A 9035-nucleotide genomic window follows, 5' to 3' on the forward strand; every position below is an offset into this window, starting at 1 on the left:
AGGGGGTGTGTGATCCCGGCCCCGCCGCTTGCATCGTGGCGAAGGGGGCGGCAGGCTGAGACCTGTCGCAAGGAGACCGCGCCCTGATCCAGATCGCCCATTTCCATGCAACGCTTTGCCTTGCCGTGATCTTCTTCCAGATCGCGCTGATCTTTGGCGCGCCGCTGGCAGCGGTCGCGCCGGGGTCGACCGAGGCGGGCGCCTTGCCCTATCGCGACCGGCTCTTCGCCGGTCTCACCGCCTTCCTGATGCTGTTCGCCGCGCTGTCGATCATCTCGGCGGCGGGGTTTCCGGGACTTGTCTGGCCGCGCTGGACCGGCTGGATCACGGTGGCACTGCACGCCGCCTCTGCCGGGCTGAGCCTTTTGTCGCGAAAGTCCGCCGAGCGCGCCGGCTGGGCGCCGGTCCAGGCGGTGCTGGCGGGACTGGCGCTGGTTGTCGTTACCGCCTGAGCGCCCCCGGCGGCGCGGCAATTGTATGCAGGAGTCGACGATAAAAATGTCGCGACCTTGCGGTGAGGGCACAAAATACAAGCTATCCTTCTAGAAAATCAGTGTTTTAACCAATTCTGAATATTTGAGCGGCTTGTTGACCCCGCCGGGTGTGAGCGATAAGTCACTCATAGCAAGGCAACATCGCCATGGTCTCCGCGCCGGTCGCTCGGCGCGCCTCGCAAAGGAGCCAGCAAGTGGAAGAGATGCTGAGGGAGTATCTCCCTATTCTCGTTTTCCTGGGCATCGCGGTCGCGCTCGGCGCCATCCTGATCCTCGCCGCCGTCGTGCTCGCCGTTCGTCATCCCGATCCCGAGAAGGTCTCGGCGTATGAATGCGGCTTCAACGCGTTCGACGACGCGCGCATGAAATTCGATGTCCGTTTCTACCTGGTCTCGATCCTGTTCATCATCTTCGATCTCGAGATCGCCTTCCTGTTCCCCTGGGCCGTGGCCTTCAAGGACGTGAGCATGGTGGGGTTCTGGTCGATGATGGTGTTCCTCGGCGTGCTGACCGCTGGCTTTGCCTATGAATGGAAGAAAGGGGCGCTGGAATGGGAGTGAGCGACGAGCAAACACCGCTGGTGACCGACGTACAGGGCGACGGACGCCAGGGTCCGAGGGTCAAGTCGGGCCCGTCCTCCCCGGTCGCCTACGGCACCTACCGCGCCGGCGGAGACCAGGAGGTCGCCACGCAGGCGCTGAACCGCGAGCTCTCGGACAAGGGCTTCCTGCTGACCTCGGTCGATGACGTGATCAACTGGGCCCGCACCGGCAGCCTGCACTGGATGACCTTTGGCCTGGCGTGCTGCGCCATCGAGATGATGCACACCTCGATGCCGCGCTACGATCTCGAGCGGTTCGGCAGTGCCCCGCGCGCCAGCCCGCGACAGTCTGACCTGATGATCGTCGCTGGCACCCTGACCAACAAGATGGCCCCGGCGCTGCGCAAGGTCTACGACCAGATGCCCGAGCCGCGCTACGTGATTTCCATGGGGTCCTGCGCCAATGGCGGCGGGTATTACCACTACAGCTACTCGGTTGTGCGCGGCTGCGACCGCATCGTGCCCGTGGATGTCTACGTGCCCGGCTGCCCGCCGACCGCGGAGGCGCTGCTTTACGGCCTGATGGCGCTTCAGAAGAAGATCCGCCGCACCGGCACGATCGTGCGATAGGCGAGGCGGGGAGAGAGCTATGACGCAAGCAATGAAAGAACTCGGCGGCCATCTCGAGATCCGGCGCCCCGACTGCGTGCTCGGCTGGTCCGTGGCCTTTGACGAGCTGACCGTCGACGTGACCCCGGCCAACATCCCGGGCTTCGTTGAGTTTCTCAAGACCGATCCGTCCTGCCGGTTCTCGACCCTGGTCGATATCACCGCGGTCGATCACCCCGAGCGGCCCAAGCGCTTCGACGTGGTCTACCACTTCCTGTCGATGTACCAGAACCAGCGTATCCGGCTGCGCGTGGCGGTGCGCGAGGATGACGTCGTGCCGTCGGTCACCGGCACCCACCCGAGCGCCGACTGGTTCGAGCGGGAGGTGTTCGACATGTTCGGCATCATCTTCTCGGGCCACCCGGACTTGCGCCGCATTCTTACCGATTACGGCTTCCGCGGCCATCCGCTGCGCAAGGACTTCCCGACCACCGGCTATGTCGAGGTGCGCTACGACGAAGAGCTCAAGCGCGTGGTCTACGAGCCGGTGAGCCTGGTGCAGGAGTATCGCCAGTTCGACTTCATGTCGCCCTGGGAAGGGGCGCAATACGTGCTGCCCGGTGACGAGAAGGCAGAGGCGAAGTGATGCGCGCAACGTCAGTGGCCAAGATTTTTAGGACCAAAAGTCTTCGCGCCCCCGCGATGAGAGGACTGTTGACATGATGGACGGCTCGAAATTCGACGACGGCAGCACCGACGCGCTGTCGGGCGAGCAGCAGATCCGCAACTTCAACATCAACTTCGGGCCGCAGCACCCGGCGGCGCACGGCGTGCTGCGCCTCGTGCTCGAACTCGACGGCGAAATCGTCGAGCGCTGCGATCCGCATATCGGCCTGCTGCACCGCGGCACCGAGAAGCTGATGGAGAGCCGCACCTACCTGCAGAACCTGCCCTATTTCGACCGGCTCGACTATGTCGGCACGATGAACCAGGAACATGCCTGGTGCCTGGCAATCGAGCGCCTGACCGGCGTCGAGGTGCCGCGCCGGGCGCAGCTCATCCGCGTGCTCTACTGCGAGATCGGGCGCATCCTGAACCACCTGCTGAACGTGACCACGCAGGCCATGGACGTGGGCGCGCTGACGCCGCCGCTCTGGGGCTTCGAAGAGCGCGAGAAGCTGATGATCTTCTACGAGCGCGCCTGCGGGGCGCGCCTGCACGCGGCCTATTTCCGCCCCGGTGGTGTGCATCAGGATCTGCCGCCCGAGCTGATCGAGGACCTCGATACCTGGTGCGACGAATTCCCGGCCCGGCTGCAGGACATTGATGACCTGCTGACCGAGAACCGGATTTTCAAGCAGCGCAACGCCGATATCGGCGTCGTGACCGAGGACGACATCCAGAAATACGGCTTCTCCGGCGTGCTCGTACGCGGCTCGGGCCTCGCATGGGACCTGCGCCGCGCGCAGCCCTACGAGTGCTACGACGAGTTCGAGTTCCAGATCCCTGTCGGCAAGAACGGCGATTGCTACGATCGCTACCTCTGCCGCATGGCCGAGATGCGCGAGAGCGTGAAGATCATGAAGCAGGCGCTCGAGAAGCTGCGCCTGCCGGAAAACCAGGGCGATGTGCTGGCGCGCGGCAAGGTGACGCCGCCGAAGCGCTCCGAGATGAAAACCTCGATGGAGGCGCTCATCCACCACTTCAAGCTCTATACCGAGGGCTTCCACGTGCCCGAGGGCGAGGTCTATGCCTGCGTCGAGGCGCCCAAGGGCGAGTTCGGCGTCTATCTGGTGGCGGATGGCAGCAACAAGCCTTACCGCGCCAAGCTGCGTGCGCCGGGCTTCCTGCACCTGCAGGCGATGGATTACATCTGCAAGGGCCACCAGCTTGCCGACGTGGCGGCGATCCTCGGCTCGCTCGACATCGTGTTCGGCGAGGTCGACCGCTGAGGCGGCACTTCTGATGACGGGCGGGGCACCGGCGCGTGCCCGGCCGAGCGGCGTTTCTCGGAGGACTCCGGGGGCCGCGCCAAAGACAAGAGAACGAGGGAACGACATGCTGAAGAAAAGCTGGCTGCTGCTGCCGCTCATCGCCACCGCCGGCTGCCTTGCGCTGCCGCCCGAGAGCGTCGACGACGCACAGCTGCGGGCCTTCGATGAGGCGGTGGCCTCGATCGGCTGCAACCTCGATTACGAGGCGGATTACCTGCCGGTCGAGCTGCAGACTGGCCTGACCCGCGAACAGGTCCAGCAGGTCGCCAACTACCGCATCGCGGCGGGCGCGGGCGAATCCACCGAGGTCGGCGGGTTCCGCCTGACCACGGGAAGCTGCACGCCGACCGCCGAGGCGCCGGTGGTCGAGGCCGAGCCCGCACCCGCGCCGACGAGCGCCGGCTGAGCCCGGTGACCGGCTTCGCCGCCATACCCTTCCCGAGCGCCCGGCGCCGGTAGAGACACCCTCAACAAGAGGCCATCCGACTGATGCTTCGCCGCCTTCATCCCGACCAGCCCGAGAGTTTCGCCTTCACCCAAGCCAACATGGCGTGGGCCGAGGGGCAGATCAGCAAGTATCCCGCCGGTCGCCAGGCCAGCGCGGTGATCCCGCTGCTGTGGCGGGCGCAGGAGCAGGAGGGCTGGCTCAGCCGTCCGGCGATCGAGGCCGTGGCCGAGATGCTCGACATGGCCTATATCCGGGTGCTCGAGGTCGCGACCTTCTACTTCATGTTCCAGCTGCAGCCGGTGGGCTCGGTGGCACATGTGCAGATCTGCGGCACCACGACCTGCATGATCTGCGGTGCCGAGGATCTGATGGCGGTCTGCAAGGACAAGATCGCGCCGAAGGCACACGAGGTCTCCGCCGACGGCAAGTTTTCGTGGGAAGAGGTCGAGTGTCTCGGGTCCTGCGCCAACGCGCCGATGGCGCAGATCGGCAAGGATTACTACGAGGATCTCACCGCGGAGCGCCTCTCCGAGATCCTCGACGAGCTCGCCGCCGGCAAGGTGCCTGTGCCGGGCCCGCAGAACGGGCGCTATTCGTCCGAGCCCAAGGGCGGGCCGGTGGTGCTGACCGAGCATGTCGAGGGCCGGGCGGAGTACAACGCCTCGGTCGAGCTTGCCACGACCATCGGCGACACGGTCAAGCGCATCGATGGCACCGAGGTGCCGCTGCGCACCCCGTGGCGCGACCGCTCGGATGAAAAGGGCGATGCCGAGCCCGAAACCCATGCTCCGAAGCTCGCCGAGGACGTTCCGGCGGACGACACCGGCGTCGACAAGCGCGAGGCGCCGGTCGAGCCTGCCGCCAAGGTCGAAAGCCCGGCCGAGGACGAGGCGGTGGGCACCCGCCCCGAGGCGCTCGAGGGGCCGCGCGAAGGCGGGGCGGACGATCTCAAGCAGATCAAGGGCGTCGGGCCCAAGCTCGAGGAGCTGTGCCACAGCCTCGGCTTCTTTCATTTCGATCAGATCGCAAACTGGTCCGAGGACGAGGTCGCCTGGGTCGATGCGAACCTTCAGGGCTTCAAGGGCCGGGTCACCCGGGATGGCTGGGTGGATCAGGCGAAAGTCCTATCCTCCGGTGGAGAGACGGAATTCTCCGGTCGTGCTAAGAAGGGGGACGTCAGCGAAGACTGACGCGGACCCACACGACCTTTTAGGGGAGGATTGGAATGACGGACATGGCAACGAACGGGACCTGCAAGCGCAACTGCTGGATTGCAGCGTCGGTGATCGGTGTGCTCGTGGCGCTGTTTGCGCTCGGGGGTCACAGGGGGCTCGTCGCGGCGATCCTGCTCGGCATCCTGGCGGCGGCGCTGCTCGGAAGCCTGTTCGTCTGGCTGACCTGCTCCCCGGTGCCGAAGCTCGGCGCCCGCAAGGCCAGCGCCCCGGCACAACCGGCGACGCCGAAGCCGGCAGCCCCCGCGGCAGAGCCAAAGCCTGCCAAGGTCGAGGAGGATCCGACCGCATCCGAGGAGGCTGTCGCCAAGCCCGCGCGTGATGAGCCGCTGATCAAGCCGAGCAAGCCGCTCGCCGGTCAGGCCGAGCTGGCGTCGCGCAAGGGCGACTGGAAATACGAGGCCGAGGCCGCGCCCGTCTCCGAAGGCGAGGGCACCCAGCCCGAGGCCCTCTCCGCCCCGCGCGAGAGCGGCGCCGACGACCTGAAGGAGATCAAGGGCGTCGGTCCCAAGCTCGAGACCTTGCTGCATGAGCTGGGGATCTACCATTTCGACCAGATCGCCGGTTGGAGCGCCGCCGAGGTCGCTTGGATGGACGCCAACCTCAAGGGCTTCCGCGGCCGGGTGTCGCGAGACGACTGGATCGGCCAGGCCAAGATCCTTGCCGCCGGGGGCGAGACCGATTTCTCGACCCGCGTCGACAAGGGCGAGGTCTACTGAGGCCGGCAATCAAGACCCGCTCCGGGCAAGTGCCGGGGCGGAAGACCACACGAAAGGGGCGTGGCGCGATGGGCGCGCCGCAGGGGCCCCAAGGCCAAGGAAAGGGCCAGAGCATGACCGACCGGGACCGCCACAACCGGCAGGGGCGCATCATCGCGCTCGTGATCGCCGGCACCGGGCTGGCCTGGATCGCCGCCATGCTGGCCGGCGAGGCGCTGGGATGGTCCCAGCGCACACGCGCCTTCTTCGACCTGGCGGCGATCGCCGGGTTCGGGACGGCGATCTGGATGATTTACGGGCTCTGGCGCGCGCGCCAGCAGAACAAGGACTGATGCGATGCTGAAGGACGAGGACCGCATTTTCACCAATCTCTACGGCATGCATGACCGCACGCTGCAGGGTGCGAAGAAGCGTGGCCACTGGGACGGAACCGCCGGGATCCTCGGCAAGGGCCGCGACTGGATCATCGACGAGATGAAGGCCTCGGGGCTGCGTGGCCGCGGCGGGGCGGGCTTCCCGACCGGCCTCAAGTGGTCCTTCATGCCCAAGGAGAGCGACGGTCGCCCGGCCTATCTGGTGATCAACGCCGACGAATCCGAGCCCGCGACCTGCAAGGACCGCGAGATCATGCGCCACGATCCGCACACGCTGATCGAAGGCGCGCTGATCGCCAGCTTCGCCATGGGAGCGCACACCTCCTATATCTACATCCGCGGCGAATATATCCGCGAGCGCGAGGCGCTTCAGGCGGCCATCGACGAGGCTTATGACGCCGGCATGATCGGCAAGAACGCCTGCGGCTCGGGCTGGGATTTCGATCTTTACCTGCACCACGGCGCCGGCGCGTATATCTGCGGCGAGGAGACCTCGCTGCTGGAAAGCCTCGAGGGCAAGAAGGGTATGCCGCGCATGAAGCCGCCGTTCCCGGCGGGCGCGGGCCTCTACGGCTGCCCGACCACGGTCAACAACGTCGAGAGCATCGCCGTCGTGCCGACCATCCTGCGCCGCGGCGCGAGCTGGTTCTCGGGCTTCGGTCGCAAGAACAACTCCGGCACCAAGCTCATGGGCCTCACCGGCCACGTCAACACGCCCTCGGTCTTCGAGGAAGAGATGTCGCTCTCGGTGCGCGAGATCATCGAGAAGCACGGCGGCGGCATCCGGGGCGGCTGGGACAACCTCAAGGCCATCATCCCCGGCGGCGCCTCCTGTCCGATCCTGCCCAAGGACAAGCTCGAAGACGCGATCTTCGATTTCGACTGGATGCGCGAGAACAAGTCGAGCTTCGGCACCGGCTGCATGATCGTGATGGATCAGAACACCGACGTGGTGAAGGCGGTCTGGCGCCTGTCGAAGTTCTTCAAGCACGAGAGCTGCGGCCAGTGCACCCCATGCCGCGAGGGCACCGGCTGGATGATGCGCGTGATGGACCGGCTGGTGCGCGGCGAGGCCGAAGTCGAAGAGATCGACATGCTGCTCGACGTGACCAAGCAGGTCGAGGGCCACACCATCTGCGCCCTGGGCGACGCGGCGGCCTGGCCGATCCAGGGCTTGATCCGGCATTTCCGCGAAGAGATCGAGGACCGCATCAAGGCCAAGAAGACCGGCCGCATGGGCGCGATGGCGGCAGAGTGAGCATGACTTTGCGCGCCGCATATCTCCTCGCGCCGGCCGTGGCGCTGCTGCTCGCGGGCTGTGCCCCCGGCACGGGCGTTGGCACGGGCGCGACCGGCGGAGCGGCGCTGCCCTCGGGAAGCTCGCTCGAGGCGCGCTGGGAGCGGCGTGTGGTCACGCTTCTGGTGGCCGAGCGTATCGCCGATGCCTGCTATGGGGAAGGGATCTACCTCGCGCCGTCGCCCTATGGCGGTGCGGTGCATCGTGCCACCGAGGAGATGGTCGCCGCGGGCGAGGATCGCGCGGCGCTCGACGCGGTGTTTGCGGGACATGATTTCAACACCACCACGACCGCGGTCGAGAGCTATCTCGCCTCGCGCGGCGGGTCGGTGGAGGCGCCGGCCAGCCTCTGCGCCGTGGGTGAGGCCGAGATCGCCGAAGGCTCCGAGGTGGGTCGGGTGCTGACGAGACTATGAAGGACGGGATGGGCAAGGTGAGCAAGCGAAACGGCATCGGGACTTGGGCGGCGCTGGCGCTGACGGCGCTGGCCCTCGCGGGATGTGGCGGCGTCGAGAACGACTACAATTACGGTGGCGTCACCTTTACCGGCAAGGCCAAGCCGGTGAAGGGCGACCGGACGAGCTTTGTCTCGACCGCAGGTCCCGCCAGTGCCTCGCTCGACGGTGCCATCGGCGGCGCGAACTACGAGGGCATCAAGTACTGCATCGACTATCTCGGCACCTCCGATATCGAGTGGCAGGTCGGCCCCGACACGCCGCGCCAGCAGCTTGATCTGAGCGACAACCGCGTGACCTTCCGGGGGCGCTGCGTCGAGTGAGAGGTTTCGCCGTCATATCAGCGGCCTGCCGCGCATGTTATTGCATAACGCAACGTGCGGTCCCCACCTCGGGATGTGGAGACGTGCGCCCGCGCGCGCGCTCCGCAACCCCGCATCGGAGGACTGACATGCGCATCATCAAGACGCTTCTGCTGGCCTGCGCGACCACGGTCGCGAGCCTGCCCGCCGCCGCCACCGCCAAGGCGCCGCTGGGTCAGGTCAAGGAGATCAACGACGGCCTTCTGGCGGTGGGCATCGCCGACGAGATCCGCAAGACGTGCGGCGATATCGATGCCCGCATGATCACTGCCTACGCCTATCTCGCGAAGCTGAAGTCGCGGGCGCGTTCGCTGGGCTACAGCGAGGACGAGATCGAGGACTACGTGACCTCGAAGGACGAGAAGAAGAAAATGCGCGCCAAGGGCGAGGCATGGCTCGAGGCCCGCGGCGTGACGCTGGGCCAGGAAGCCGGCTACTGCCGCGTTGGCCGCGAAGAAATCAGCAGGGGCTCGCAGATCGGCGCGCTCCTGAGGGCCCGGGATGCGGCGC

The 9035-nt window shown here is 66.4% G+C and carries 13 protein-coding genes; all 13 read left to right on the forward strand.

The window, feature by feature from the left end; translation table 11 throughout:
* The first annotated feature begins 125 nt into the window (after positions 1-125).
* Positions 126-452 carry a hypothetical protein gene (locus R2601_RS13790; protein ID WP_007799380.1) on the forward strand — a complete coding sequence of 109 codons (327 nt, stop codon included), beginning with the start codon at positions 126-128 and terminating at the stop codon, positions 450-452.
* Positions 453-688: 236 nt separating this feature from the next.
* Positions 689-1054: an NADH-quinone oxidoreductase subunit A gene (locus R2601_RS13795; protein WP_007799381.1), complete on the forward strand. Its 366-nt coding sequence runs from the start codon at positions 689-691 to the stop codon at positions 1052-1054.
* Positions 1045-1665, forward strand: coding sequence for a NuoB/complex I 20 kDa subunit family protein (locus tag R2601_RS13800; protein WP_007799382.1), 621 nt, complete (start codon positions 1045-1047; stop codon positions 1663-1665). The genes R2601_RS13795 and R2601_RS13800 overlap by 10 nt, the downstream gene beginning before the upstream one ends.
* A 19-nt stretch (positions 1666-1684) precedes the next feature.
* Positions 1685-2290, forward strand: a complete 606-nt coding sequence (locus R2601_RS13805) for an NADH-quinone oxidoreductase subunit C (RefSeq protein ID WP_040544730.1) — start codon at positions 1685-1687, stop codon at positions 2288-2290.
* Between the two features lie 76 nt (positions 2291-2366).
* On the forward strand, positions 2367-3596 hold the full coding sequence (locus R2601_RS13810; protein WP_195903873.1) for an NADH-quinone oxidoreductase subunit D: 1230 nt from the start codon (positions 2367-2369) through the stop codon (positions 3594-3596).
* A gap of 106 nt (positions 3597-3702) precedes the next feature.
* On the forward strand, positions 3703-4044 hold the full coding sequence (locus R2601_RS13815; protein WP_007799385.1) for a hypothetical protein: 342 nt from the start codon (positions 3703-3705) through the stop codon (positions 4042-4044).
* Between the two features lie 83 nt (positions 4045-4127).
* Positions 4128-5276, forward strand: a complete 1149-nt coding sequence (locus R2601_RS13820) for an NADH-quinone oxidoreductase subunit E (RefSeq protein ID WP_007799386.1) — start codon at positions 4128-4130, stop codon at positions 5274-5276.
* Between the two features lie 35 nt (positions 5277-5311).
* Positions 5312-6037 (forward strand): endonuclease, encoded by a 726-nt coding sequence (locus tag R2601_RS13825; protein ID WP_007799387.1) that lies wholly within the window; start codon positions 5312-5314, stop codon positions 6035-6037.
* A 113-nt stretch (positions 6038-6150) separates the two neighbouring features.
* Positions 6151-6369 carry a DUF5337 domain-containing protein gene (locus R2601_RS13830; protein ID WP_040544732.1) on the forward strand — a complete coding sequence of 73 codons (219 nt, stop codon included), beginning with the start codon at positions 6151-6153 and terminating at the stop codon, positions 6367-6369.
* Between the two features lie 4 nt (positions 6370-6373).
* On the forward strand, positions 6374-7669 hold the full coding sequence (gene nuoF, locus R2601_RS13835; protein WP_007799389.1) for an NADH-quinone oxidoreductase subunit NuoF: 1296 nt from the start codon (positions 6374-6376) through the stop codon (positions 7667-7669).
* Positions 7670-7671: 2 nt separating this feature from the next.
* Entirely contained in the window at positions 7672-8124 is a 453-nt protein-coding gene (locus R2601_RS13840) for a DUF5333 family protein (RefSeq protein WP_007799390.1), read from the forward strand.
* Positions 8125-8132: 8 nt separating this feature from the next.
* Entirely contained in the window at positions 8133-8486 is a 354-nt protein-coding gene (locus R2601_RS13845) for a hypothetical protein (RefSeq protein ID WP_007799391.1), read from the forward strand.
* Positions 8487-8614: 128 nt separating this feature from the next.
* Positions 8615-9035: DUF5333 domain-containing protein (locus R2601_RS13850; RefSeq protein ID WP_007799392.1), on the forward strand; the 421-nt coding region annotated here is incomplete at its 3' end.

This window comes from Salipiger bermudensis HTCC2601 (assembly GCF_000153725.1).
In the GTDB taxonomy this organism is placed as follows: domain Bacteria; phylum Pseudomonadota; class Alphaproteobacteria; order Rhodobacterales; family Rhodobacteraceae; genus Salipiger; species Salipiger bermudensis.

Bases quoted from the DNA above. Each gene is read 5' to 3' on its own strand.
- R2601_RS13800 (WP_007799382.1), top strand. From the start codon at position 1,045: ATGGGAGTGAGCGACGAGCAAACACCGCTGGTGACCGACGTACAGGGC.
- R2601_RS13805 (WP_040544730.1), top strand. From the start codon at position 1,685: ATGACGCAAGCAATGAAAGAACTCGGCGGCCATCTCGAGATCCGGCGC.
- R2601_RS13810 (WP_195903873.1), top strand. From the start codon at position 2,367: ATGGACGGCTCGAAATTCGACGACGGCAGCACCGACGCGCTGTCGGGC.
- R2601_RS13815 (WP_007799385.1), top strand. From the start codon at position 3,703: ATGCTGAAGAAAAGCTGGCTGCTGCTGCCGCTCATCGCCACCGCCGGC.
- R2601_RS13820 (WP_007799386.1), top strand. From the start codon at position 4,128: ATGCTTCGCCGCCTTCATCCCGACCAGCCCGAGAGTTTCGCCTTCACC.
- R2601_RS13825 (WP_007799387.1), top strand. From the start codon at position 5,312: ATGACGGACATGGCAACGAACGGGACCTGCAAGCGCAACTGCTGGATT.
- R2601_RS13830 (WP_040544732.1), top strand. From the start codon at position 6,151: ATGACCGACCGGGACCGCCACAACCGGCAGGGGCGCATCATCGCGCTC.
- nuoF (WP_007799389.1), top strand. From the start codon at position 6,374: ATGCTGAAGGACGAGGACCGCATTTTCACCAATCTCTACGGCATGCAT.
- R2601_RS13840 (WP_007799390.1), top strand. From the start codon at position 7,672: ATGACTTTGCGCGCCGCATATCTCCTCGCGCCGGCCGTGGCGCTGCTG.
- R2601_RS13845 (WP_007799391.1), top strand. From the start codon at position 8,133: ATGGGCAAGGTGAGCAAGCGAAACGGCATCGGGACTTGGGCGGCGCTG.